General features: G+C 63.7%; 21 protein-coding genes. 2 read left to right on the top strand and 19 right to left on the bottom strand.

Annotated elements, in window-relative coordinates; translation table 11 throughout:
* Positions 1 to 29 precede the first annotated feature (29 nt).
* The 17 genes from OUZ45_RS04860 to OUZ45_RS04940 all read right to left on the bottom strand — a co-directional run bounded on the left by OUZ45_RS04860 (position 30) and on the right by OUZ45_RS04940 (position 19,226).
* Positions 30 to 2,324: a hypothetical protein gene (locus OUZ45_RS04860; protein WP_266168806.1), complete on the bottom strand. Its 2,295-nt coding sequence runs from the start codon at positions 2,322 to 2,324 to the stop codon at positions 30 to 32.
* Positions 2,321 to 5,104, bottom strand: a complete 2,784-nt coding sequence (locus OUZ45_RS04865; RefSeq protein ID WP_266168807.1) for a putative baseplate assembly protein — start codon at positions 5,102 to 5,104, stop codon at positions 2,321 to 2,323. Before OUZ45_RS04865 ends, OUZ45_RS04860 begins: the two co-directional genes overlap by 4 nt.
* The gene (locus OUZ45_RS04870) at positions 5,101 to 7,554 is read right to left on the bottom strand and encodes a baseplate J/gp47 family protein (protein ID WP_266168808.1); all 2,454 of its coding nucleotides are present in this window, start codon (positions 7,552 to 7,554) and stop codon (positions 5,101 to 5,103) included. Before OUZ45_RS04870 ends, OUZ45_RS04865 begins: the two co-directional genes overlap by 4 nt.
* Positions 7,551 to 7,928, bottom strand: a complete 378-nt coding sequence (locus OUZ45_RS04875) for a GPW/gp25 family protein (RefSeq protein ID WP_266168809.1) — start codon at positions 7,926 to 7,928, stop codon at positions 7,551 to 7,553. The genes OUZ45_RS04870 and OUZ45_RS04875 overlap by 4 nt, the downstream gene beginning before the upstream one ends.
* Positions 7,929 to 7,935: 7 nt before the next feature.
* Positions 7,936 to 8,253 carry a hypothetical protein gene (locus OUZ45_RS04880; protein WP_266168810.1) on the bottom strand — a complete coding sequence of 106 codons (318 nt, stop codon included), beginning with the start codon at positions 8,251 to 8,253 and terminating at the stop codon, positions 7,936 to 7,938.
* Complete coding sequence (locus OUZ45_RS04885; protein WP_266168811.1) at positions 8,253 to 8,759, bottom strand: phage baseplate assembly protein V; 507 nt, start codon at positions 8,757 to 8,759, stop codon at positions 8,253 to 8,255. Before OUZ45_RS04885 ends, OUZ45_RS04880 begins: the two co-directional genes overlap by 1 nt.
* 26 nt (positions 8,760 to 8,785) lie before the next feature.
* Positions 8,786 to 9,922, bottom strand: coding sequence for a hypothetical protein (locus OUZ45_RS04890; RefSeq protein ID WP_266168812.1), 1,137 nt, complete (start codon positions 9,920 to 9,922; stop codon positions 8,786 to 8,788).
* Positions 9,915 to 10,280, bottom strand: coding sequence for a LysM peptidoglycan-binding domain-containing protein (locus OUZ45_RS04895; RefSeq protein ID WP_266168813.1), 366 nt, complete (start codon positions 10,278 to 10,280; stop codon positions 9,915 to 9,917). Before OUZ45_RS04895 ends, OUZ45_RS04890 begins: the two co-directional genes overlap by 8 nt.
* 9 nt (positions 10,281 to 10,289) lie before the next feature.
* Positions 10,290 to 10,892, bottom strand: coding sequence for a hypothetical protein (locus OUZ45_RS04900; protein ID WP_266168814.1), 603 nt, complete (start codon positions 10,890 to 10,892; stop codon positions 10,290 to 10,292).
* The gene (locus tag OUZ45_RS04905) at positions 10,885 to 11,208 is read right to left on the bottom strand and encodes a hypothetical protein (protein WP_266168815.1); all 324 of its coding nucleotides are present in this window, start codon (positions 11,206 to 11,208) and stop codon (positions 10,885 to 10,887) included. Before OUZ45_RS04905 ends, OUZ45_RS04900 begins: the two co-directional genes overlap by 8 nt.
* 53 nt (positions 11,209 to 11,261) lie before the next feature.
* Positions 11,262 to 13,238, bottom strand: a complete 1,977-nt coding sequence (locus OUZ45_RS04910; protein ID WP_266168816.1) for an ATP-binding protein — start codon at positions 13,236 to 13,238, stop codon at positions 11,262 to 11,264.
* Positions 13,235 to 14,482, bottom strand: a complete 1,248-nt coding sequence (locus OUZ45_RS04915; RefSeq protein WP_266168817.1) for a Pvc16 family protein — start codon at positions 14,480 to 14,482, stop codon at positions 13,235 to 13,237. Before OUZ45_RS04915 ends, OUZ45_RS04910 begins: the two co-directional genes overlap by 4 nt.
* On the bottom strand, positions 14,479 to 15,273 hold the full coding sequence (locus tag OUZ45_RS04920) for a hypothetical protein (RefSeq protein ID WP_266168818.1): 795 nt from the start codon (positions 15,271 to 15,273) through the stop codon (positions 14,479 to 14,481). The genes OUZ45_RS04915 and OUZ45_RS04920 overlap by 4 nt, the downstream gene beginning before the upstream one ends.
* Positions 15,270 to 15,992, bottom strand: a complete 723-nt coding sequence (locus tag OUZ45_RS04925; RefSeq protein WP_266168819.1) for a T4 family baseplate hub assembly chaperone — start codon at positions 15,990 to 15,992, stop codon at positions 15,270 to 15,272. The genes OUZ45_RS04920 and OUZ45_RS04925 overlap by 4 nt, the downstream gene beginning before the upstream one ends.
* A 44-nt stretch (positions 15,993 to 16,036) precedes the next feature.
* Positions 16,037 to 16,564 (bottom strand): phage tail protein, encoded by a 528-nt coding sequence (locus OUZ45_RS04930; RefSeq protein ID WP_266168820.1) that lies wholly within the window; start codon positions 16,562 to 16,564, stop codon positions 16,037 to 16,039.
* Positions 16,565 to 16,630: 66 nt separating this feature from the next.
* Positions 16,631 to 18,889, bottom strand: a complete 2,259-nt coding sequence (locus OUZ45_RS04935) for a phage tail sheath family protein (RefSeq protein WP_266168821.1) — start codon at positions 18,887 to 18,889, stop codon at positions 16,631 to 16,633.
* Between the two features lie 64 nt (positions 18,890 to 18,953).
* Positions 18,954 to 19,226 (bottom strand): hypothetical protein, encoded by a 273-nt coding sequence (locus OUZ45_RS04940; protein ID WP_266168822.1) that lies wholly within the window; start codon positions 19,224 to 19,226, stop codon positions 18,954 to 18,956.
* A gap of 289 nt (positions 19,227 to 19,515) precedes the next feature.
* Here OUZ45_RS04940 and OUZ45_RS04945 point away from each other — a divergent pair, with 289 nt between their 5' ends.
* Together OUZ45_RS04945 and OUZ45_RS04950 are read left to right on the top strand one after the other, a co-directional pair.
* A complete protein-coding gene (locus OUZ45_RS04945) occupies positions 19,516 to 19,812 on the top strand; it encodes a hypothetical protein (protein ID WP_266168823.1) in 297 nt (98 codons plus the stop codon).
* A gap of 11 nt (positions 19,813 to 19,823) precedes the next feature.
* On the top strand, positions 19,824 to 20,315 hold the full coding sequence (locus OUZ45_RS04950; RefSeq protein ID WP_266168824.1) for a hypothetical protein: 492 nt from the start codon (positions 19,824 to 19,826) through the stop codon (positions 20,313 to 20,315).
* A 224-nt stretch (positions 20,316 to 20,539) separates the two neighbouring features.
* Here the strand turns inward: OUZ45_RS04950 and OUZ45_RS04955 are convergent, their stop codons facing one another.
* Together OUZ45_RS04955 and OUZ45_RS04960 are read right to left on the bottom strand one after the other, a co-directional pair.
* Positions 20,540 to 21,691, bottom strand: a complete 1,152-nt coding sequence (locus OUZ45_RS04955) for a HupE/UreJ family protein (RefSeq protein WP_266168825.1) — start codon at positions 21,689 to 21,691, stop codon at positions 20,540 to 20,542.
* Positions 21,678 to 22,787, bottom strand: coding sequence for a tetratricopeptide repeat protein (locus tag OUZ45_RS04960; RefSeq protein ID WP_266168826.1), 1,110 nt, complete (start codon positions 22,785 to 22,787; stop codon positions 21,678 to 21,680). The genes OUZ45_RS04955 and OUZ45_RS04960 overlap by 14 nt, the downstream gene beginning before the upstream one ends.
* Positions 22,788 to 22,943: the final 156 nt, after the last annotated feature.

Below are 22,943 nucleotides of genomic sequence, written 5' to 3' on the forward strand. Positions count from 1 at the left end.
TGTGTTGTGAGTGGGAGAAAGTGGTCGCGTTAAAGGAGATCCACGCCGATACCGTGGAAGCCCTGCAATCCGTCGTCATCGTCGTCGTCGCCGCAGCAGCCCGCCGTTGGCCGCTGCATGCCATAGACCAGCGGCGGCAAGACCGGTCGCGGCGGTGGCCTGGACGGATGCAGAAACACGCCGCTCTCCAGCGCCACCGGCAGGTATTCCGGCGTGCGTATCTGCGCGTTGCTCACCGCCTCGGTTTCCTCGATCTGCAAATAGGCGCCGATTTGCGAGCCGTTGTCGGCGCCGCGCCATACCGCGAGCGGCACGTCGCCACTGAGCAGCGCGTACGAGGGGTGGCCGTAGCGCAAGGCGACGAAGCGCGGCTCGAAGGCGGCGGCCTGTTCCGGCGTGGGCGGCAGGCACTCATAGCGTCGCGGTGTGATGGCGTCGCCCGGCAGCGAGCAGAAGCGCACACAGCCGACCTGCGTGCGGCTGCACCAGAGCGCTGCCGGCCATGGGTCGTGCGCGCCGCGGCGTGCAAAGAACAACGTGTTCGAGGCCAGCAGCAGGGTACGCGTACGCAGCTTTCCGACGATGGTGCTGTCCTCGACATGCAGGTCGGCGCCGGCAGACCACTCGTCGACGCCCGCATAGGCCACGCAGCAGGGCGAGGTGGCATCGACGATGCTGCTGGTGATGCGTACGCTGCCGGCGGCGCTGACGGCCAGCGGACCGCAGATGCAGCGGACCATGCACAGGCTGGCTTCGTTGCGCACCACGATATTCGGCTCGCACGGCGCCAGACCGGGATGCGCCACACCGAATCCCGGCACCAGGGTGCAGTCGGCCAACTGCACCGCGACAGCGCTGCCATCGATCGTCAGCTGCCCATCGAGCAGCAGGCCGCTGAGCAACAATTGGCCGGGAGGGGGCGGATCGGCCGATGCCGGTGCGGGCGGCAGGCCAGTGACTTGCAGGTTGCCCACCAGGGTGACGCACGCGTCACTCCACACGACGTCGAAGGCTGCCCCGCCGGTTTGCGGCGTACCGGCAACCAGCGCCAGACGCGAGCCCGGTGCCAGTGTGATGGCTTGGCTGCCTTCGAGCGCGATCGCATAGCGCTCGAAGCCGGGCAGCACGATCAGCCCGGTGGCGCCGGGCGCTTGCAGATTCCATTGGGCGACCGCGGTTTCCAAGTCGGGATAAGCGGGCGTGCCCACTAGCGCGAAGAAGTCCGCCTGCGCGGGATTACGGGTCGGCGCATCGTCCGCCAGGCTGGCGGAACGGTCGTAGCCGCCACCGCCGATGTCGGCCGGGAACCCATGGTGATAACTCACCCGCAAAGACTGGGGAGGGGTCAGGTCGGCCGCGAACTGGATGCGGCCGAGTTCGGGATCGATGGCGATCTTGCCGGCCGGTACCTTGCACCACTGGCCACCGGGCCGATCGTCCAGGTTGACCACGCATATCTGCGACACATCGACCGCGACATCGTCCGCGAACAACATCAGGCTGGGGCCGTAGAACGCTTCCGGGTGGCGCGCGAATTCACGGCGGTGGATCGGCCGCGTCACATCCATGCGCGTGTTCATGCGCTGGAAGGGCTCCGTGGCGGTCTCCCGTTTCAGGAACAGCGGAATATCCAGGCCGATCGGGTTGAATCGATAGCGGTAGGGGTCGACCACGCTGGCGGGTGATTGCGTGACCTGGAAGTCACGCCAACGCCACAGGTGCACGGCAACGTCGGGAATGTTGAATCGCCCCGGCCCATGCAACGCGACGTTCAGCGGCGTGGTGTCCGGTGTGGTGACGGTGCGGATGCGTGGGGCGATGCGGCGTACGTCGATGGTGCGGTTGCTGTGGTCGAATGCGGTGTCGTTGAGCCAGTCCACCACTTTGCTGCTGCGCAGATCCAGCGTCGCCGCATGGCGAAGCCGCGGGTGTCGCATGCTCTCAGTGGTGATCAGCCGCTTGAATTCCTCGACGATCACCGCCGGTCGGCCGGACACATCCGTCACCACCTGCTGCAAGGCCACCGGTGTGCCTTTGCGCCGCCGGTAGCCGATGGTGTTGGCGATTTCCGCGCGGCTATCCGTGCCGATGTTGGTCTGGTAGATCGAGTGATAGCCGATCAGGTCGCCGATGTAGGGAATCACCCAGGGCGCGCAGGTCTCGATGAACTGGTCGTCGTAAAGCTGCTGGATGTTGTCTTCGACGATCCCCGATTGCGCGGCGAGCACCTCGAACAGCGCCTGCAGCGCACCGCCGCTGGCCGCGTCGCGGGTGCGATAGACCGCGGGAAGCAGGGCAAACAGGCTTGCCGCATCCAGGCTCATGACCACACTCCGATGCTGTTGCGGCTGGCCGGATCAAGCAGCAGCATCTGCGCGCCCAGCGGCGGCATGGCACTGGCTGCACACAGTTGCGTCGGCACCGAGGTGGCGGAGCTGCCGCTGGGAGCCAGCACCTGCAGGCGCACGGCCACCACGCCCGGGGTCTGCTGGATGATTTCGATCACCTCTGCCGCGGCCACGCTCTGGCCGATCTGCCGCTGCGCGAAGGCGAAGGCGTTGCTGAGGTTTTGCCACACAGCGGCGAGCACCTGGGTGGCGTCATAGTTGTCTTGGTCGATGGCGATGCTGGCCGACAGTTCGAACAGCACCGGCACGTAGGAGGCGACCTGCAGTGGAATGAACGGGTTGCCATGCGCGCGCAACGCGTCGATCAAATGCGTCACCACCGGGTCCGTCGGCGCAAAGGTGGCGCCATCGGCACCGGCCACCGTCAAGAACACACCGCGCGTGCCGCCAAAGCGAACCCAGGTAGCGACCGCCTTGGCGATACCGCCGAAGTTGAGCGCGAAGTTCTGGTAGTCCTCCAGCGACACCACGCGATCCAAGGTCAAGGTGGGCAGCGGCGCCCTGATGCGCGCGTCGTCTGCGCTGGCCGGGTCGGCGCCACCCGAGGCGGCGCTGGGATTGGTTACCGCGGTGAGCCCTTGCGGGCGATCCAGCGGCTGCGAGAGTTGGCCAGCGGCGACCATGCCGGCACTGCCGATGCCCTTGCGGTAAATCGCCCGGATGTTCATCTGCCCGGTCGGCGGACGCGCGCCGTCGATGCCGTTGCCGAACTGCACGATGGTTTGGCCGCTGGCATTGGCGCGACTGACAAACGCCCGGTCGGCCGGCCCGGAGGACAGCAGGTTCGGCGCTTCGTGCCATTGCAGATTGTTGACCCACACTTGCAGCGTCGATTGCGTGCCGTTGCCGGTCGTTGCCGAGACGTAGGTCAGTGGCGATTGCTTGAGCGTGAACTGCAGGCTGTCGTTGCTGGCGTCGCCCGAGCCGAGAATCTCCTGCATCGTTTCGCCGTGCGTCGCTTGCACCGCGTTGGCGTTGACCTTGACCGTGGCCGCGTCGTACAGGCGCGAAAGCGTGCCGCCCAGGCCCAGGGTGGTGACGTCGCCATTGACAGCCGTCGTGCTGACCGCGCTGGCTTCGCTGACGGTGTCGTCGCCTTTGTCGGAGGGCAGCAGCAACACGCTGCTGTCCTTGAGCAGCAAGGTGCCCGTGATGCCGCTGAGCGAGTCGACGCTCCAAGCCGGCGAACCGCTGGCACTGTCCTTGCCGGGTGGAAACGCGTTCACCAGGAAGATCTGGTTGTCCGCGACTTTCAGCGCGTTGGACGAGTGCGCCGGTATGAAGGTCGCATTCGCACTGGGCTTCACCTGCAGGCGAACGCGCTTGCCGGACACGCCGATCGGTTGGCCCACGGCCACCTGTTGTCCGCCCATCACGTCGATGCTGCCGCCGCCGACCGGTGCCAGCATGCCGTCCTGCAAGGTGAAGTTGGAGCTGCCATCCCACTGGGTCAGCGGAAGACCGGCCGGTTGCAGCTGCGTGCTTTGCACGTAGGCCGTGATGTCACGCGTCTCTTTGGTGAAGTCTTTGAGGACATCGTCCAGGCCCAGATGCGTATTGCCGGTTAGGATCTGTCCCGGCGCCAGCGTCAGTTGAGTCGTCTTGGCGGTCAGCGTGTAGAGGTTGGGGTTGGACTCGGCCGCTGCCGTAATGCGGAAGAACGAGGTGTAGCCGAGTCCGGTGAGCACGATCCATTGCTGCGATGTTCCGGATGGCCCCAGACCGGCGATGGATTGATCGAGATTGACGTGGCCGGAGCCTGTTACGTATTGGTCGTAGTTCCAATCGGTCGCGTTGCCACTCGGTGCGCCGGGAATGCCGCCCCCTTTGTTTGGCAAAGTCATCGGATTGGGCGCCTGCGCCCCATACAGCGCAGCCTTCTTGCGAAACACATACATGCACATCTGCGCACTCGTGTCCGCGTTGAATCCGACCGGCAAGGCAACGTCCCAGCGGATCATGGTCGTGCCCGCCTTGGCGTCCAGGACAACCTGGGTCACGTAGCGCACGTTGCCCGGTCCCTTTTCGGCGGGCTGGCCGTCGCTGGCCGTAACGAACAGCAAGGCGTCGCCGACATTGATGTTGTTGGCCGTGCCTTGTATCCACGTATAGCTGCCGCCGTCGGCCAGTTTCCATGGCTGCGAGGTGCGCGCCGGCAGTGCGTTGTAGCCGATGCGCGCAGTGATGTCGGTGGCGGTCTCGAACACCTGTGGCATCTGCCCCGGTCCGGGCACACTTTGTACCCGTGTGCCCGCTGTGATGCGCACGTTGTCTGGCGAGCCGGTCGCATCCGACAGCGTGAATGCCAGCACCGTCGATGCGGCGACGCCGGGAGATGGCACGTAGCCGATCAATCTTGCCAACTCGAACACCGAGCGCCGATCCACCGCGGTGCGCAGAAAGGCTTCGTTGGCGAAGCGCTCCTGATAGAAGGTGAGGATATCCAGCACCACCGACCAGCTGTCGATCAGCGCGAGGGTGAAGTCGGCCGGATCGCGCGTGCGCAGCAAGGCCAGCGGCAAACGATCCGATGACGTCAGCGATGCCTGCATGCTGGCGTTGAAGGTGGCGTAGCGTCCTGCGCGATAGGCGATCGCGGGCAGCGCCGGACGATTGAAAATGCGCTCCGGCGTTTCCTGGGTCGTGCCTGTGCAACAGCCGCACAGCGTCTCCTCGGGCGATTCGCAGGCTTTCATTTGCCACCGTCCAGTCGCAGCGAGAACAGGCCGCGATCCAGGTGATTGGGGTCGTTGTCGCAGCGGGCGATTTCGAGTCGCCCGAGGTGGATGTATCCCTGCGCAACGCCGTCCACCCACGGGTTGTCCATGCGGGTGAAGGTGGTGAGCGTGGCCGTGCGCACGCCTTCGACCGCTTGCGCGGCGGCGATCAGGGGGCTGGCGAAGAGGGTCTGGCCGAACGTGAAGTTCGATGCGTTGAGCAGGCCCGGCTGGCCGTCGCACTGGTCGCCGGTGATGAAGCGCTGCATCAGCGCGGCGAAAACATCGCCACGGAAATGTTCGGGGTCGACGCAGATGTTCAGCTCGATCTTCAGGCCGACCATCACCGCCGCTTCGACGGCCAGATCGGTACCGAGCATGCGCAGTCGGTTGAGGCGATCGGTGGTCCGCTGGATCAGCGTTTTGTCCAAGGCTTTCGCGGGTTCCACCGACACGAAGGCGGTATACCAACTGCCGGTCCAGCGCAGCGTGCCGCGGGCGAGCCGCACAGCGGGATCTTGCGCGGCCATCACGCCGTAGTCGTCTTCCGTCACGCAGCGCTGCTGCGTCTGGAACGCAAACGGCGCGTATTGCCGTATGTGCTCCATGCCTTCCGGATCGGTGCCACCGGCCGCAGCCAGCGGATTGCGCACGAGGCGAACCAGCGCCGGGTTGAAGATCAGATGGGTGATGCTGTCGCGCCCCACATTGCCGACGCTGCCGTTGCCGACCCGGTAGCTCGCGGTGAAATGCAAGCCGCTGTCGGGTGCCTTGCCATACTGACCGTCGCCGAAGCGGAGGAAGGTGTTGCCGTCGTACTCGATCTCAGGAATGAACAGCCGGTCCAGGGTCGGCGTCGCCAGCAAGTCCTCGGATGGATCCCAATCGTGGCCATCATCGCTGCGCAGACGAATCTGCGCGGCCGGCGTAGCGTCGCTGCCCACGGCGAACGTGCTTGCCGCCGCCTGCGCGTCAAATGCGCGGGCGAAGGTCAGTGGTGTCTTGCCCAGTTCCGGATGGAAGCGTGCGAACGCCGGCTGGGTAGCGATGGCGATGGTCTGCGTACTGCAATCGCAGCCCGCATGCATGTCTGCCTGGGGCGACAACGGCGGAACTGTGCCAAGCACCTCGTCGTCGTACCAGATGCCATGGTCGACCGGAACCAAATTGCCGCGCGCAAGGCTGACCTGCGGCACCGATGTCGAGCCGGAGGAGCCGGCCACGCTGGAAGAGAGGCAGAGTGGAAAAGGCAGGGCGTCGTCGGTGGACCAGGCGATGCGTGTGATCGGCCATCCATTCAGCGGGTCGATCAGTGGCTGCCCGCGATAGTCGAGCCAGCTCACCGCCGTCAGTCGTACCGCCCAGCGATGGTTAGGATCGGCGTCGGCCGGATTGCCGGTAAGGGGGCCGGTCACCTCCTCGAACATCAGCACGCTGCCTACCTGCAGTGTGGTGAGGTTCTGGGACAGGGTGGCCTGGGTGGCGCCGGCAGGCAGACAGCAGTCGGCGTCGCCCCAGGTGTAGAACGCCATGCTGTTCTGCTCGGTAAACAGCTGGGCATCCTGCATGCTCTCGAACACCGGTTGCGTGCTGTTGCGCAGTTCGCGCGCGCGGGGATCGTTCGGGTCGACCACGGCCGGCAGGCTGAAGGTGCGGACATAGAACGCCGTGTGCATTGGCACCAGCACATGATCTTTGAGTGCTTCGAGGTAGACCCAGGCACGCGCGTTGCAGCCTTCGCCGATGCGGTAGTCGACCAGCCGCGCATGCCGGCGCAGCGAAATGCGGCTGCGCGCCGTGCCCAGGTAAGCCTCGGTGCTGACGGCGTCCTGCTGGTAGCTCAGGTGATCCGCCGCGTAGGCCAGCGCTTCGGTCATGGCCACGCCGAGGTCCGCCGCGTGCGTCTCTGTCCAGCCAGGCGCGAGCACGGCCATGCGGTCGCGCATCACTTGCAGGAAGCCGGTGTAGTCCTTGGCCAGGTAGTTGATGTCCGGCGGCGGCTTCAGGGGTGAAGGGCAGCAGGTGTCCGTGCGGCAGTCGGCGGGTGAAGGGCAGGCGGCCTTGAACGAAAACGCGATGCTCGAAAGCGGCGGGTCCAGACCATCGAGTGGGTCGGCCAGGCCGAGCCCGGCGACCAGCGTCATGGTGTAGTCGGAGAAGTCCCCATTGTCGTTCAAGGTGATGGTGATCAGATTCGGGTTGTCCGCGGTGGCCGCGTCGATGGTCACCGCGTGCAATGCGGTGTCGCCCACGATCTGCACGTTGTCCAGACTCAGCGCGAGCGCGCGCGCATCCTTGAGAAAGGTGACGGCAAGTTGTTTGCCACAGCCGGTGTGCGGCCCGATCACTTCCAGATAATCGATGCCGTTGAGCGTGGCGCTGCGCAGCACCTGATCCCGGCGTTTCTTCTGTGCGCAGAAATAGATCATGGCGCCACTCCCGCACCCGCGCCGCCATAAATCCACTGCTGCGACTGTTGTTGCTGGGTCTGCAGCACCACATAGACCACCGTGATGCGCAGCGTGGCGTCCTCCGCGGCAACCGTCACCGACTGCACGCGGATCAAGTCCGACAACCACATCTGCAGGCTGGCCTGAATCACGTTCTGCTGCGCCGCCGCCAGCACGTCGCTGTTCGGCGCGAAGACCAATTGCGCGGTGCCGCTGCCGAAGGTCGGGCGATTGACCCGTTCGCCGGGCGAGGTGAACAGGATCTGCTCGATCATCTCGGCGATGTGATGCAGCGCATCGGTTTGCGCCGTATATCCGGTGACGTCGAAGCCGTAGGGGAAGGCCAGATTCATCGCCGCCTCACATCGCACTGACGCGCAGTTGGGTGAGCACCGGCAACAGCGGCGTGCCGCTGGGCGTGCAGATCGCGGTGCCGCTCTGCACCACCAGCGGCTGCCCGTTCGAAGTGACGCGCATGGTGCCGAGCAGCCATTGCGCGGTGACGCACGGCGGCATCATCGCCGCCGCCGCAGGGCAGCCGGCCACGGACCAGGGCGCGGTCACCACGCAACTGGGCATGCCCGAAAGCATCACCGCCGGATTCGGCGCCGTCGGCATCGCCGGGGCACCGTGCGTGCACAGTACCGTCGCGCCTTGCTGGATCAGCATGCCGGCCATCAGATCACCTCCAGAGCGCCCGCGTTGATGGTGACCGCGGGCCCGGTCATGACGATGCTTGCGCCTTGCCCATTGCTGATCGTGATGCCGATTTCGGAGATCGAAATCATTGCGCCTGCCGTGGTCTTGAGCAGGATGCCGCCGGTGGGGCCGGGTGCGTCGCTGATCATCAGCGTGTTCTGCAGCGTGGTTTGCATCACCACCTGCTGCAGGCCGGGTGGCGCGGCCAGTGCGAGTGCGGGCACCTCGGCCGCCGAACCCCAGAAGCAACCCACCCATATCGGGTAGTCCGTGTTGCCTTGCTCGAACTCGATCCACACACCGGAACCGATCGCCGGTGTCACGAACATGCCGGACTGGATGCCGCCGAACGGCAGGCACGGCATGGCCCACGTCGAGGGGATGACGCTGGAGACGTCCGGTATCTGCACCATCAACCGCCCCATGTTCAGCGGGTCGATGTTGTTGAGGACGGTGCCGCGATATTTTCCGTAATGCGTGCTCACCTTTCTTCCCCGAGGTAACGCTCATGTCAGAAGGGAAACGATGGAACCACCGGTGTGTTGGCGATCAGTGCGTTGCGCTTGAGCACGAAGCTCTGCTTGTACTCGCCCGGCTTCAGCCGATGCGTGGTGCTGTCGACGTAGTAGAGGCCGTCGAACGCGATGCCCGCACCGCGCATGCCGACCAGGCTGCGCGCGCGCAGCACCTGGCCGTAACGCAGGACATCGAGCGTGCCCTCGCCAGTGATCACGTCGGCGCTCTCCACGGCACGCGCCATGCCCTGCATCAAGGCCTGGCCGGGTTGCAGTTTCGCGGTGTCGTTCAACGGTTCGATTTTTTGCGGGATCGGCACCACCAGTCCCAGCGGTGGATTGAACGGCGTCACCGGCGGGATCGGGATCGGTATCACCATCTTGCTGAGCGGGTCCTGGATAAAGACGATGGGCAGCACCGAGTTTTGCGGCTGGTAGCGGAAATTCAGGCTCTCGACATTGGTCCATGCATCCAGGTTCACGTTGAGGCATTGCTGCGGTATGCCGATGCGTACCTGCGGCCCCCAATAGGCTTGGCTGGTGCCGGGCAGGGGGCCGGGTGTCATGTAGAAGACGTAGCCGTTTTCCTTCGCCAGTTGCTGCACATAGGTGAGGTCGGTGCTCTTTTGCGACGGCATCTTCACCAGTGGCACTTCGATATCCGGTATCGCCACCGGAATCACTTCCGGCACGATGCCGAAGCCGGCGTACTTGCCGAGGATCATGAGCACGCGCATATCCGGGCTCATGCCGGGGTAGGGCAGGCCGGAGAAGTCCACCAGGTTCATCAGTGCCGACAGATCCTCACCGGTTACCACCAGTTTGGATGAGCCTTTCATGGCATCCGGCACCACTTCGTGGTGCAGCACGATGCCGTCGACGATGATCTGCGGCAGACCGCCGAAGGTGGCCATCAGCACGACCCGCAGCAGCGGAATCGGCGAGCTTGCGGCGAGCAGGAAGAACGTCTGCAGAATCGAATTGTTGGCCAGCGTGAAGGTGAGCTGGAACCCACTGCGGCCGGTAGCCGATTCGGTCACCTCCGCCGAGGTCAGCGCATCGATCAATGGCTTGGGCACGGGTACGGCAACGCCGGTGCCGGCCAGCAGCGTCAAAAACAGCGGGCTACCCATAACGCGCCCCCGGCGGTATGCCGGACGACTGCGGAATGAGAATGCTGCGTCCGACCTGCGCGGTGAGCGCATCGGGATCGCTGGCGTTGTTGGCGTCGCAGATCATCCAGAACAACAGCGGATCGCCGAGGAAGCGTGCGGCCAGGTTGTCCAGCCGGTCGCCTTCGACGACCACGTAACTCTGCAAGGCTTGATAGATGCTCGAACGCGGCAGGATGCGTCGCGCCAAGTACATCACTTCGGTGCCGTCAGGCAGCGTCCACGGCAAGTTCGCCGAGCCCTGGTACCGGCTGGACGGCAGCGTCGGCGCGCCGTTGCCCGCGCCGGAAGTGATCAGAGATGCCAGTGCTTTGTCCATGAGTGGTCCCTAAGCCATCTGCGCCATGGCTTCTTTGCTGGTCTGGTAGACCAGGTAGAGCGCACCGGCGGGGGTCAGGAAGCCGACATCGCTGACGCTGAGCACGCGCAGGCCCAGCGAGACCTTGGCGCGAATCGGATTGAGCTGTGGATCAAAGGCCTCCTCGGTAATCGACATGTCGGTAATGCGTACGGGCGTTATCCGCTGGTTGCTCCACACGAACACCGTCAGCGCCGATTCCATCGGCAGGATTTCGATAGTGCCCACCAGCGACAGGATCTCGTTGGCGATCAGCACGCCGCTGGACGGGCAAAGCAGCATCTCCAGCACCGACAGTTGCGGCTGGATGCCCAGCGACACCGCCGTGGGATCGGCGCTGGCCAATTGATCGGTGGCGTCGATCTCGATGTCGCACTTGATGGTCTCGATCGGCGGCCCCTTCAAGCGGAAGATCTCGCTGCGATCGGCCTGCTCGCCAGCGCTCTGCGGCTTGAGCGTGCGGGTGATCGAATCGGGGTTGTACTGCAGCATGATGCTGCCCAGCGGGATGCCCAGCGTGGGGTCCAGCATCAGAATGGCGCCTTTGCTCAACCGCGGTGACAGGTTAGACATGGCTGCGCTTCCTGAGATGGGCGCCGCATTGGGCAAACAGTTGTTGCGCAACTTGTCGCGCAGCGCTCTCGGGCGTAGCACCCGATGCCAGCGCCCCGGCGTCGAGGTGTGCGATCTGCAACGACGCATCCGCCGGCCATCCGGTGTGATCGGCGGCGAGCCGCTCCAGCGAGGCTTGCAGCGTGGCCAGAAAGCGTTGCTGTTGGCCCGGCGTGTAACCGTTCAAGGTCAGGCGCTGAAGTTCGAGATGCACATTGCCCGCCGCGGCCTGTTGCGCCGGTGCGTCCGGCGTGCGCGGTGCCGCCGGTCGCGACATCGCGCCGGCTGCGGGTGGCCGGGATGCGTGTGGGGCGGATGGCTTCGATAGGTTCACGACCACCCTCTGGTTTCCGACGCGGTCAAGGGTTTGTCCATCTTCGAGTACTCGATGCGCGCGGCGGCCAGCACATGCTGCGGTTCGATGGCGGTGGCCTGCTCGGCGGCGAGGAAGGCGGCGTGGGTGGCGATGTTTCGGATCACGCCGCCGGGCACGTTGAGCTGCGACAGCAGCTCGAAATCGAGCGCGCCGACGGGTGCGGCGCCGGGGAAAATGTCCTGCCAGATGCGCGCGCGCGACGGCGCGTCCGGAAACGGGAAGGACACGATGAAGCGGATACGGCGTAGGAAGGCCGAATCCAATGCATGGCGCATGTTGGTGGTGAGTATGGCCACGCCTCGGTAGCTGTCCATGCGCTGCAACAGGTAGCTGACCTCCAGATTGGCGTAGCGGTCGTGACTGTCGCGCACTTCGCTGCGTTTGCCGAACAGCGCGTCGGCCTCGTCGAACAGCAAGACCGCGCCGCTTTCCTCGGCGACGTCGAAAATGCGGCGCAGGTTCTTCTCGGTTTCGCCGATGTATTTGCTGACCAGCGACGCGAGGTCGATCTGGTAGAGGTCCAGATCCAGCTCACGCGCAAGAATCTCGGCCGCCATGGTCTTGCCGGTGCCACTGGGCCCTGCAAACAGGGCGCTGAGGCCATGACCGCGGCTGTAGCGTTCGGAGAACCCCCATTGGTGATTCACCACCGCGCGCTGGCGCATATGGATGGCTATTTGCCGCAGGGTCTCGATTTGCGCTTCAGGCAGCACCAGTTGCGACCAGGACGCACGCGACTCGATCCGCCGCGCCAGGTTGTCCAGCGAACGCCGGCCGTGTTGCCGGCAGACGCGCCAGGCCACGCCACCCAGGTCCTCGTCGCCAGGTACCGGCGTTTGCAAGGTCGTGGTCGCGGCGAAGCGGATGGCCGGTGCGTCGAAATGGAAGTATTCGACGATGCGGTCCAGCGTGCCGTTGAGCCGCGGCGCGGCATCGCCCAGTTGTTCCAGCCAAGCTGTTTTGCGTTCCGTCGCCGACAAGCCGGGCACGTCCAGGCGTAGGCCATCGATCCGCTCGGCCGGCGAGCCGGAGGGCACGTCGACCGCTATCGGCGCCTGGATCGACGCCAACCAGGAGGAAAGCTGCGTCACGCTGTCGCTATCGGTGCAGCGGACGTAGAGCGCCGCCTGTTGCAATGCCGCCTCGCGTGTCCACAGGCGAGCCAGGCGCTCGCGATCTTCGGGCGTGCCCGGGAGATCCGCCGTGTTGAACAGATACGGCTGAAGTGTGGTGCGGTGGCACAGTTCGGCAAACGCCGCCTCGCGGGTAGCCTCGCCATCGCCGCATAGCAGGATCGGCTTGTTGAAGTGGGTGGTTTGCGTCCAATGCCGCATGCCGGCGTCCAGCACACGATCCAAGGGCCCGGACAATCGGTGACGTCCCCGCTCCGGCGGTTCCGGCAAGGGCCGCACGACCGCTTCGAGACGCTCGTCCATGGCGGGCACGCCGAGCAGCAGCTGCAGGATGCGCTCGTCGAGTTGCAAGGGCGCGTGTAGCAGGGAGCCGTTGCTCGCACTGCTGCTGGCCACCTCGATGAGGCGCCAATAGCGCAGCGGTCGCGTGCGGCTGATGGCGCTCCAATGCGCGTCGTCCAGCACGGACAGGGCAAGGCCGAAGGTCGGCCAGGGTGTCTGCTGGCTGCCGTGAATCGCCGCGCAGGCGGGAAGAAATCGCGCTTCGACGCTGGCGCCGAGGCAAAGTAGCAACACGTCCTGTTCGAACGCGCTCAGTCCGAACAACGTCTTCAACCGTTGCAGCGCCAGGCACGGTTGGTCGGCGCCTTGCCATGGACTGGCGTCGGTCGTTGCCGGTGGTTCTGCCTGAGCCGGCGATGCGGACGCCGCGGCCTGGACCAGTTTGCGATAGACGCGCTCCAGCGCCGCGGACAACGACTCGGCTGCGGATGTCCCGTGCTGTGCCATCGCGCTCATGGCGTCACCTGCAACTGCGGCAGTAGCTGCCCGTAGGTGGGGCTGCCGATCGTGCTATCCAGCGTGAGCTTGCTTTGCGCGCCGTCGATTTCCACGCGCAGCGGAAACGTGCCTGTCGGGAAGCTGGCCGGCACGGGAAAGTCCAGCGTAGTGGACGTGGCGGGTCCAGTGACCGGCCGTTGATCGATCGGGATCGCGTGATCGCCGATGTACAGAGTGGCTTGTTGCATGCTGCCCACGGCGGGAGACAAGGTGACCGTCAAGCCGTGTCCCTGTTTCACCGTCTTTGGTGTGGCGGGTGCGATGGCCGGCGCCAGTTGGAACGGCATCGGGCTGGAGCTGAAACCGGCGTGCGGTTGGGCCGATGTCGAATAGACCACCGTGCGCAGCACACGCAGCGAGCGCGTACCCGCCTGCAGACTGGCGGGCAGTACCACGCGCAGGCAGTTGCCTTGCAACGTGGCCGGCGCGATCCCCGGCGCACCGTCGAAGGAAACCAGGGTGTCGCCGTTGCCGCCGATAAAGTGGCGGCCCTGGATGGTCAGCGTGCCACCGGTCGTGACCGGCGTCGGCGTGAGGTTGTCGATCACTGGCGACTGCATCGGCAGCACCATCACCGAACGCGTCTGCACCGGCAGGTTCGAGGCATAGGTCTGCGTGTCCTGGATCACTACCACCGATACCTGGTACGAAGTGGTCGGCCGATAGTGGGTTTGAAAGGCCGTCCAAAGCCGGTAAATCTCTTCGGTGGTCAAGGTCTCCGGCGTGATGCGGATGTGCTCGATCTGATTGGCCAGCATGCTGCCGGAGATCAGCTTTCCTTCCTGGTTGCCGTTCTTCAAGTCGTCGAGCGCGCTCTCGATGGTCGCGCGCGGCACCACCGGTGTGTCGTGCAACACCTTCATGGCCCAGGCGAGCAGAATCTCCGGATCGAACTGGGTGCTTCCGTAGGCGGTCACCAGGTAATGCAGGTTCAACGCCAGCGGCGGATTGCTGATCTGCGTGCCTTGCGCGTTTCGCGATGGCAGCCCCTGGTTGCGCAACGCCGGGTTGAGGCTCGCGTAGTACATGAAGATGTTCACGCGCGGCTGTTCGTCCGGCCCAACCGGCACCAGGTCGGGCGATGTCGCGGTGATGCCCAGCGGGCTGTTGAGAATGTCGCTCGGACCGCCATTGGTCAGCGCATTGGTAAGCAATGAGCGCAGCACCGCGCTGACGCCGCCGACCGCGAGATAGCTGCTCATGACCGATGGCCTCCTTGCCGGCCGAGGAAGTCACTCAAGCTGACGCTTGGCCGGAACGGTGCCGGCCGGGGTGCTGCCGCGACCGGGGTGCTGCCCACCTCGATATGGCCGATGGAGATGGTGACCGTGGGCGCGGCGGACGGAGCAGGAGGGCCCTCTGCCTCGCGGGATCGCTGTGCGTTGCCTGGTGTCGCGCGGTGCGTTGCGGTCATCGTGGCGGGCAGGGTTTGCGCAGGGTGCACCAAGGGCTGCAAGAGCCGCTGCGAGGGCGCCTTATCGATGTGGGTGCGCTCAGCGGGAGCCAGCACTGGGGCGACAGACGCAGACGTCCACGTCTGCACCGCCGACGTGGCCAGCGGGTCCAGCTTCGGCGCGTCTGCATGCGCTGGCGCGAGTGGCGAAGATTTGGTGCGTATCGGCGCACCTGCATGCGCTGACGCGAGCGGTAAAGGCTCGACGCGTTCGGTCTCTGACCATGCCGGCGCAAGAGTCGTGGGATCGCCGAGGCGCTTGTTGTTGACGTGCCTGTCGTTGACGTGTGTGTTGATGCCCGGTGCCGCTGCTCGATCATCCGGCACCGACCGAGGCAGGGGCTGTAGCGATGGCGTTGCCGCCACAACGTCGGACACCTCGGATACGACCGCCTTCTCGTTGATGTCGGTCTGCGCATCGAACGCGGGCCGATCGCCGATGGCGGCATAGCGTGGCGTGAGCAGGGGCTCGATCCGCGGCACATGCGTGGTCGCGGGATCGCGTACACGCAACATCAGTCGTCGCAGCAGGCTGCTCATGCGCTCAGCAGCTCCAGGTAGGCGTTGCGGCGATGCGGGCTCATGCTGGCGATAGCGTGTTCGCTCCAGCCGTAATGGCAGGCCAGCGCATGGATGTCGGCGAGCAAGCGTTGCGCGGCGTTGCGCGCTTCCAGCCAGACGAAATGCGCGATGTCGAACTCCCAGTTGTCCTCATGCTTGCACTGCGGACAGCTCAGCGCACAGCGAAGCTCGGCGCCCGCATGCAAGTGGTCGAACCGTTGCCGGACCATGGCGTTGCCGGCGAGCTCCGACGGTTCGATCGTCGCGCCGTCGACCTCGATACAGCGTGCCAAAAGCCGCTCTTCCGCGGCGTCAACGTCGGTGGTCTGCGCGCATGCCAACAGATCGGCGGCGGTGGCCTGTCGCATCCGCAGATGCTGTCCTTCCTGTTGCCACTCCAGATGATCGGGGGCCGCCTGTGCGTCCAGCGCGGCCAGCGCCGACGCCACCGGAAGACTGAACTCCATCGCCGTGCCGCATCGACGGCAGTCCGCGTAGCCCTCCAGCACCGGTCCGAAGCTGCTCTGGCGCAGCTGCAACAGCAGGCGGTTGAGCTCGCCCAGCGGGAGCTGCAGCAGCTGCTCGCGTTCGACGCCGGGCAACACTTCGCCCAGCAGGTCGACGGCACGCAGCAGGACGTGCGTGTCGTGCGCGCGATCCCAAGCTGCCAGCAGTCGCTCGCCGGAGAGTGCCTGCATGAATGATTTCCTCCAAAGGGGCGGACGTCAGTGGACTGGCGGATTCATGCGCTGTTGGAGTTGTAGCTGAGCTCGTTCGGCTCGGTGACCGACGTATCGCGCTCCCATCCCTCGTTCTCCAGCTTGATGTGCTGGATGGCGACGGCATTGGCGTTGGCGTCCAGATCGGGCATGGCCTGGTATTCGGACACCCATGCGCGGTAAATCTTGTAGCTGATCGCCAACTGGCCCGCCTCGTTGTAGAAATCGAGGATGACGTCCTTGCGGAAATCCTTCAGCGATACCTCGCTGCCCAGGGTGGAGCCGAACTGCCAGACCTTCGCGGCCCATGCTTCGAACTCGGTGTCATGGGTCACGCCACGATCCAGGGTCAGCGCCTCGAACTCGGTGCGTCCAGGCGATTTGCGGCTGGTGCTCGGATCGCCGCCTTCGCGATGCTTGACCACTTCGGTGGTGCGCTTGAGCGAGGAAACCTTACTGATGCCGGCAACGTAGCGACCATCCCACTTCAAGCGAAACTTGAAGTTCTTGTATGGATCGAAACGTTGTGGATTGACGGTGAACTCGGCCATGGGTCATCTCCGCCGCAGTGGGCATGGTGTCTGGGGCAACGAACCTGTCGCTGACGAACCTGGTGCTCAGGCCTGCGCCTGTGCTGCGATCTGCTCGATCTGGATCACTACGAATTCGGCGGGCTTGAGCGGCGCAAAGCCGACCAGGATGTTGACGATGCCCAGGTCGATGTCGTTCTGCGTGGTGGTTTCGCTGTCGCATTTGACGAAGTACGCCTGCTTGGGCGTGCTGCCTTGGAAGGCGCCCTTCAGGAAAAGGTTTTGCATGAACGCGCCGACGTTCAAGCGTATCGAGGCCCATAGCGGCTCATCGTTGGGCTCGAACACCGCCCACTTCGTGCCGCGATAGAGGCTTTCCTCGATAAACAGCGCCGTACGGCGCACCGGAACGTACTTCCACTCGCTGGCTTGCGCGTCGGCGCCGACCAGGGTGCGCGCACCCCATAGCACCGAGCCGTAGACAGGAAAATTGCGGAAGCAATTGAGCCCCAGTGGATTGAGCACCCCGTTCTCCGGGTCGCTCAACTTGTAGGTCATGCTCTGCACGCCACCCAGCGTCGCCTTGGTGCCGGCCGGTGCCTTCCATACGCCGCGGCTGCCATCGGTGGTGGCATATACGCCAGCCACCACACCGCAGGGCGCAAAGGTGCGCAGCTGATATTTGTTCAAGGGATCGGGCAGGCGCAGCCGTGGGAAGAACGCCGCGCCATTCGGGTCGACTACCGCCAGTTGGCTGCTCTTCCAGTCCACGGCGCCAGCCACCGTGGTCACGTTCGGCGGCGAGTCGATCAGCAGGAACGCTCGCCGCTGGTTGCACAGGGCGATAGAGGCACCATAGATCGCGTTCGTGTTGATGCTGGGGTCGAGCGATGTTGGGTCGCTGGCCAGCGCACGCGTGGCATCCGGGATACACAGCAGGTTGAATAGATCGACTTTCTGCAGCGCATAGATACCGGTGAACGCGGCCTGGTCGCCGATGATGTCGGCCGTGGCGGGCAGGCCGGTACCACTGGAGCCCTTCACGGAAGCGGTCTGTTGCGTATTGGTGTTGCCGGTGCCCAGCGCATAGTGCGCGACGTTGGCTGTGGTGTTGAGGCCAAGCGTGGCCGCACTCGCGTTCAAGCCCGACGCGCCCGACGGGTCGCCGATGGTGATCACCGCGTCGGGGTAACCGGGCAACAGTGCGTTGATACGCAACGCCTGGGTGGGTGGTGTGCTGGCCAACTGCGTCACCGAGACCTGCACGGTGGCCCCTGGCATCTGGACCGCCAGCGCCGCATTGATGGCTTGTTGAAGCTGGGTGGCGAGGCCGTCCAGCGTCATCGGCAACTGGCTGTTGTTTGCGATCACCTTCACCGTCAGCGGAAAGCCCACCGGCGGCGTTGCGGGCAGCGAGGTGTTCAACACCAGGCCATAGTCCTTCGTCACCGCGGAGTTGGCGACCGCCACGTTCGAAGCGGCCTCTGCAGCGCCGCTGTAGTTCTGCGTCAGCGTCAGACTCGTGGCGGAGTTGATGGCAAGGATGCGGTAAGGCGTCTTGGTGACATCCGCGGCGAACATGATCCACTGGCCGAATTTGAGTTCGGTGGTAAACGCCGTGCCGGTGCCGATCACGTTGGCGCTGCCGGCCGTGACCGCCACCGTTCCCGTGATCGTCGTCGTGCCGCCGATCACGCTGGCAATGGAGTAGGGCGTAACGGCCGTGCCGACCAGGCCCGTCTGCGCGATGCTGCCAAGCGCCTTGATGCCCGTGAGCTGCGCAGCGGTGGGGGTATCCATCATGACCAGCCTCGACCCGCTATCCGGATCGTTGACTACGGTCTGTACCCAGTTGCTCTTGCCGTTGTCATACGAGACCGAGGGAAAGAACTCCCGGGTGCCGCCGGCGAGATCGGTGATGGTGAGATTGAACGTCTTGGGATCGCCCCCCGCGCCGCCAGGCGTCAGATGGATGTAGTCGATGTCGATCAGCAGATTGCCATTGGCCGCCGTGCCGCTGCCGAGCGCTCTGAAGGGGAAGTTCTGGAAAACGACGGTGGCCGCGGTCTCACTCAATGACGTGGCAGGCGTTCGCACCACGAACGCCTGCGAACCGCCATTCTGGAAAAACTGCTGCACGGCGTAGCTGAGTTCGCTGGTGGCCGAGAGGCCGCCATACAGGCGCTCGTAATCGGAGAAACTGAAAATCTCCTGCGCACGGTTGTCGATGCCGCTGACGGTGTAGCCGACAAACGCGGCGATGGAGGTCTGAACGCCGGTAATGGGGTGGGAGGAACTCTGCAGCTCCTGCACATAGACCCCGGGGTAACTGTAGGACGTCGCCATGTTTGGTCACCTTGCTAACGTTGGGAACGAAGCATCAGACGGCAGCGGGGCATCGAATCCCCGGTTATTCGTTTGGAACGGTGAAACCCGCAATCAGTCGATCCAGGAGTGCGTCGGTCGCTGAGCCCGGCGCGCGTCGCCGGTAGCGCACGCGCCCGTCCACCGCGCCGACCGCATCGATCAGCTCCGCTGCTTGCAGCCGAGCCAAAGCGGACGCCACCGGTTCGATAAACGAGGGGTCGAGATTCAGCCACCACTGCGTAATGCCCTCCTTGGTATCTCCCGCCAGCGGATTCATGCGCACATAAAGAGCCAAGCGCCGCACGATCTCAGGCACTGACGCCGGATCGCCTCTCGCTGGATCGCCGCCGTTCATGGCAGGGGAAGGTGCAAGCCTGATGCCAAGTGGTATCGGGCGTAAGTCATTGTTCCGATGAGGCAGCGCATTCGACGCTGAGCCTGGATGGGACATTTTCGTCTGCATGGCGCAAATGCATCCGCCGCGGATGGCGGAGCGAGCGGATCTTCCGGGTGGACAAATTTGTCCGGCTTCCTGCGCTTCTTTGTCTAGTTTGCATAACCCCGCCGATCCCATAGGGTGGGGTACTGCCCGGGGGGGAGTCGTGATGTCGCATCGATCGCTTGGATTGTTCGAGCAGGATACGCAGGGCCGCCACTTCGGCTGCAAGAACCATGTCAATGCCGACGCCGCACACAACTTCATTCGTACATTCACGGTGACACCGGCCTCGGTGCACGACTCACAACGGATCGACGTGTCGCTCAACATCACGCAGAAAGGATGGCCGCGCTACGGCGGCTCAGCCTACCGCTCGGAGGCGACCGCGCAGCGCTGTAAGGATCGCGATCTGCAAGACCGCACGATGCACAGGGCGCAACTCAATTCCATGAATAAACATTAGGGGATATAATCATGTCGCTATACCCTGTACCTGTCGACTCGAACGCAAACTCTGTAGCAGGAAGTGGAGTTGCGTCATTCAAGGCATTTTTAGGTGGTCCTTTAAAACCAGGTGATACTATAACAATAAGTGTTGAACCATTGGCTATTTGGAATTCTGGTGGATCAATTGCAGGTACAAATGCATCCGGTTTTGCCGTAAATCCAAACAATATACCTCCCATTGACTATTCATCATTTGTTCCATGTCAGCCGAATGCTCACGAGGTACCAACGTACCCGAATGCCGCAAATTATGGTTTTGGCGTTGGCGTTCTCGTTGGGTCATTGGACGGAGGATCAACATTCTTTGCAGTCGGTACCAACTTTAGTATGGTCTATTTAGGTAGCGGTGACTCCGCTGCAGCACCAGCCGGAATTAGCTTATTTTTCTGGGATGTCAACAGTGCTGACAACGTAGGGTCGCTGATGGCTTCAGTTAATGTAATCCGCGCAAATGCATGATGTCGAAATTAGTCGTGGGGAAATCGGGGTGAAATCGGGGTCAGGTTCGCTTTCTGTGCGAGATAAGTGAACCCGACCCCGTTTCGCTGTCGTGGCACCACTTTTTCCAGTGCCAGACGTTGACCGCATGGCGTTGCCGAGAGGGTCGTGCTCTCGAAATATCCCGTACGAAATGTGTGAGGGGGGAGTTCCGTAGGATGGGGTTCTGAAGGCTGACGTGACCGCTATCTCAGCGAAAGCAGCGCGGCGAGCGTGACCTCTGGGAAGATCCGGCTCACAAACCAGTAGGAGCCAACGCAGGCGATGACAAGTGACATCGCCCAGGCCAGGCCGTTGCGACCCCGTGCTGTCAGTACGGGCATAAGCAATACGGGCATGGCCATCAACACGATGAGTAACTGCCCCAGTTCAACCCCGATATTGAAACCGGCCAACGCCAGCACCCGATGCGAGGTCGATAGCATGAGGTCGTTGAGCATGGAGGCGAAGCCCATGCCATGCAGCAGTCCAAACACAAAAACCAGATAACCCTCCCGATGCCTTCCCAGCACCGGCCAGATATTGTTCACGGCGGTGAATACGATCGACAAGGCAATGCCCGGCTCGACGATGATGGCGGGCAAGGTGACTATCTTCATGCTCGACAATGCCAAGGTCAGCGAGTGCGCCAAGGTAAAGATCGATACCAGCTTGAGCAGGGTCAGCAATCGCTGACGGAGCGGCTCGGCGGCGACCGCGGCATGGAGGGGGACCATCGCCGACAGGATCAGCGTGAGCACGAACAGAATGTGATCCCACCCATTCAGAATGTGGTGAAAGCCATGGTTGACGAAGCCCAGGAAGGAGTGCAGTGAATCGTCTCCCTTCAAGGGCAGGTGTACCGGCTCACCGGTGGGTGCGGCCACCAGCGTCTCCGCCTCGGCCTTGATGCGATGCGTGGTGACAATGACGCGATGTTGCCGATTGCGTTGCGCCAGAAAGGTATAGCGCACATTGGTTTCACCGCTGGCGCCATGGCAGTCGAAGCTGCCGATCAAAACGGCAAAGGGTTCGGACTGACGGGTTTCCACTTGCAGATCGACGTTTGCATCAGGCGAACACGTACGTGACCCCCGGTCGAATTGCAATGCTTTGCCAAAGAGATTCTTGAGTGCCGGCTGTCGTTGACGAAGCTCACCCCAGGTGATGACCAGGTCGTTGTTGGCATCCAGTGGAATCTCTTCATTCAGATCGGCCAGGCTGATCGACCATTGCACTGCGAGCTTTTCATCGTGCGGCGTGACATCCAGATAGCTGAGGCTGGTGGTGTGAGCCAGACCGGCCTGGCATGCAAAAAGCGTGAGTAGAAAGAACAGTATTCGATTAGCGCGCCGCATGAGCGCCTCCCTGCGTGATGGCACCCGCTGCCGCTTTGGCCGATGCCATGGTATTCAAAGCGGGATAGACGCCGGGATTTTCCGCAAGCCAGCGCCGCACATCGGCGACGGCCGCCGGGTTATGCGCAGCCAGCGCGGCCTCCATGAGTAACCGGGCGGTGAGGGGCGTTTTCATTTGGCGCCAGTTTTCACTCGCCAGGGCCAACCCGCGAGGTACATTCTTCAAGAGATACAACTGCGCACGAATCTCTTCGGCGTAATAGGGTTGATCGCCAAGCAACTCGCGTTGCTCGATGCGTTGCGAAAGGTCGGTAACGGCGTCGGCGTAGCGAGCATCCGAGAGCGCGGCATAAGCAAGGCAGCGCCGCATTAGCACGATGATCGTGTCCGGAGCGTTATCGATCGCCGCAAGCGCATCCTGCGGTCGGCCACGCTCCAGCAGAAAATCGGTGTAGCCAGTGAGCACGTCGGTCGCGTTGGCATCCAGCTGATGGGCTTGCCGAAAATAAGCCTCGGCTTGATCGAACTTCTGCATGCGCCAGGCGGCATCGGCCAGGGCGGTCAGCGTCCAGCGACGCTGGCCGGGATCATCGGCGGGTAGATCCTGCAGAGCGGCAACGAGCAGGGCATAGCCGCCGGCGATATCGGGTCCGGTTATTTTCACGTAGCCCTCGCAAAGCTTCGCTGCCGTGGGGTCAAGCTCTTGCAGGGACGCGCATGAGCGCAAGGCCGCCGCCGCATCGTCGTTGGCTACCTGCAGCAAAGCGAGATCGAACCAGGCATGCGCATCGTCGGGAGCGAGCTTGAGCAACACGCCGAGATCGGCTCTGGCCTCGGTGTAGCGATGAAAGTATTGATGCAGCGCGATTCGGGCTCGATACGTTCGGGCCGGTACATCCGCCTGCGTCATCCAGGGTGTCAGTACGGATTGTGCGTAGCCGTAGTAGCGCGCGTCACGGGTGCGTCCGGCTACATCCAGATAGAGCTGGGCCAGTTCGGTGGCCACCGGCAAACTGTCGGGCTTGCGCGTCAGTGCATCGTTCAGGCGACGGATCTTTGCATCGACAAAAACACGGGTCTGCGGAAGCCTGAGCAAAACCTCTTGGTCATCCGTGGGCCGATGGGGCAGGGCGATGGCTGGCGTTGCCAGCGCGAGTGTTGCCCATATCAGATAGCCACCAACACGCGGGATTAATCCAGGAATTCGACTGCGAAAAACAGTGACAGCTTTCCTCACCGAAAACCTCCCATG

It is taken from the genome of Dyella subtropica (assembly GCF_026283965.1).
Lineage (GTDB): Bacteria > Pseudomonadota > Gammaproteobacteria > Xanthomonadales > Rhodanobacteraceae > Dyella_D > Dyella_D subtropica.

Coding starts and splice junctions, on each gene's coding strand:
- OUZ45_RS04910 (WP_266168816.1), bottom strand. CDS start 13,238: ATGAGCGCGATGGCACAGCACGGGACATCCGCAGCCGAGTCGTTGTCC.
- OUZ45_RS04915 (WP_266168817.1), bottom strand. CDS start 14,482: ATGAGCAGCTATCTCGCGGTCGGCGGCGTCAGCGCGGTGCTGCGCTCA.
- OUZ45_RS04890 (WP_266168812.1), bottom strand. CDS start 9,922: ATGGGTAGCCCGCTGTTTTTGACGCTGCTGGCCGGCACCGGCGTTGCC.
- OUZ45_RS04930 (WP_266168820.1), bottom strand. CDS start 16,564: ATGGCCGAGTTCACCGTCAATCCACAACGTTTCGATCCATACAAGAAC.
- OUZ45_RS04900 (WP_266168814.1), bottom strand. CDS start 10,892: ATGTCTAACCTGTCACCGCGGTTGAGCAAAGGCGCCATTCTGATGCTG.
- OUZ45_RS04905 (WP_266168815.1), bottom strand. CDS start 11,208: ATGTCGCGACCGGCGGCACCGCGCACGCCGGACGCACCGGCGCAACAG.
- OUZ45_RS04950 (WP_266168824.1), top strand. CDS start 19,824: ATGTCGCTATACCCTGTACCTGTCGACTCGAACGCAAACTCTGTAGCA.
- OUZ45_RS04880 (WP_266168810.1), bottom strand. CDS start 8,253: ATGGCCGGCATGCTGATCCAGCAAGGCGCGACGGTACTGTGCACGCAC.
- OUZ45_RS04925 (WP_266168819.1), bottom strand. CDS start 15,992: ATGCAGGCACTCTCCGGCGAGCGACTGCTGGCAGCTTGGGATCGCGCG.
- OUZ45_RS04935 (WP_266168821.1), bottom strand. CDS start 18,889: ATGGCGACGTCCTACAGTTACCCCGGGGTCTATGTGCAGGAGCTGCAG.
- OUZ45_RS04955 (WP_266168825.1), bottom strand. CDS start 21,691: ATGCGGCGCGCTAATCGAATACTGTTCTTTCTACTCACGCTTTTTGCA.
- OUZ45_RS04860 (WP_266168806.1), bottom strand. CDS start 2,324: ATGAGCCTGGATGCGGCAAGCCTGTTTGCCCTGCTTCCCGCGGTCTAT.
- OUZ45_RS04895 (WP_266168813.1), bottom strand. CDS start 10,280: ATGGACAAAGCACTGGCATCTCTGATCACTTCCGGCGCGGGCAACGGC.
- OUZ45_RS04920 (WP_266168818.1), bottom strand. CDS start 15,273: ATGAGCAGCCTGCTGCGACGACTGATGTTGCGTGTACGCGATCCCGCG.
- OUZ45_RS04865 (WP_266168807.1), bottom strand. CDS start 5,104: ATGAAAGCCTGCGAATCGCCCGAGGAGACGCTGTGCGGCTGTTGCACA.
- OUZ45_RS04945 (WP_266168823.1), top strand. CDS start 19,516: ATGTCGCATCGATCGCTTGGATTGTTCGAGCAGGATACGCAGGGCCGC.
- OUZ45_RS04875 (WP_266168809.1), bottom strand. CDS start 7,928: ATGAATCTGGCCTTCCCCTACGGCTTCGACGTCACCGGATATACGGCG.
- OUZ45_RS04870 (WP_266168808.1), bottom strand. CDS start 7,554: ATGATCTATTTCTGCGCACAGAAGAAACGCCGGGATCAGGTGCTGCGC.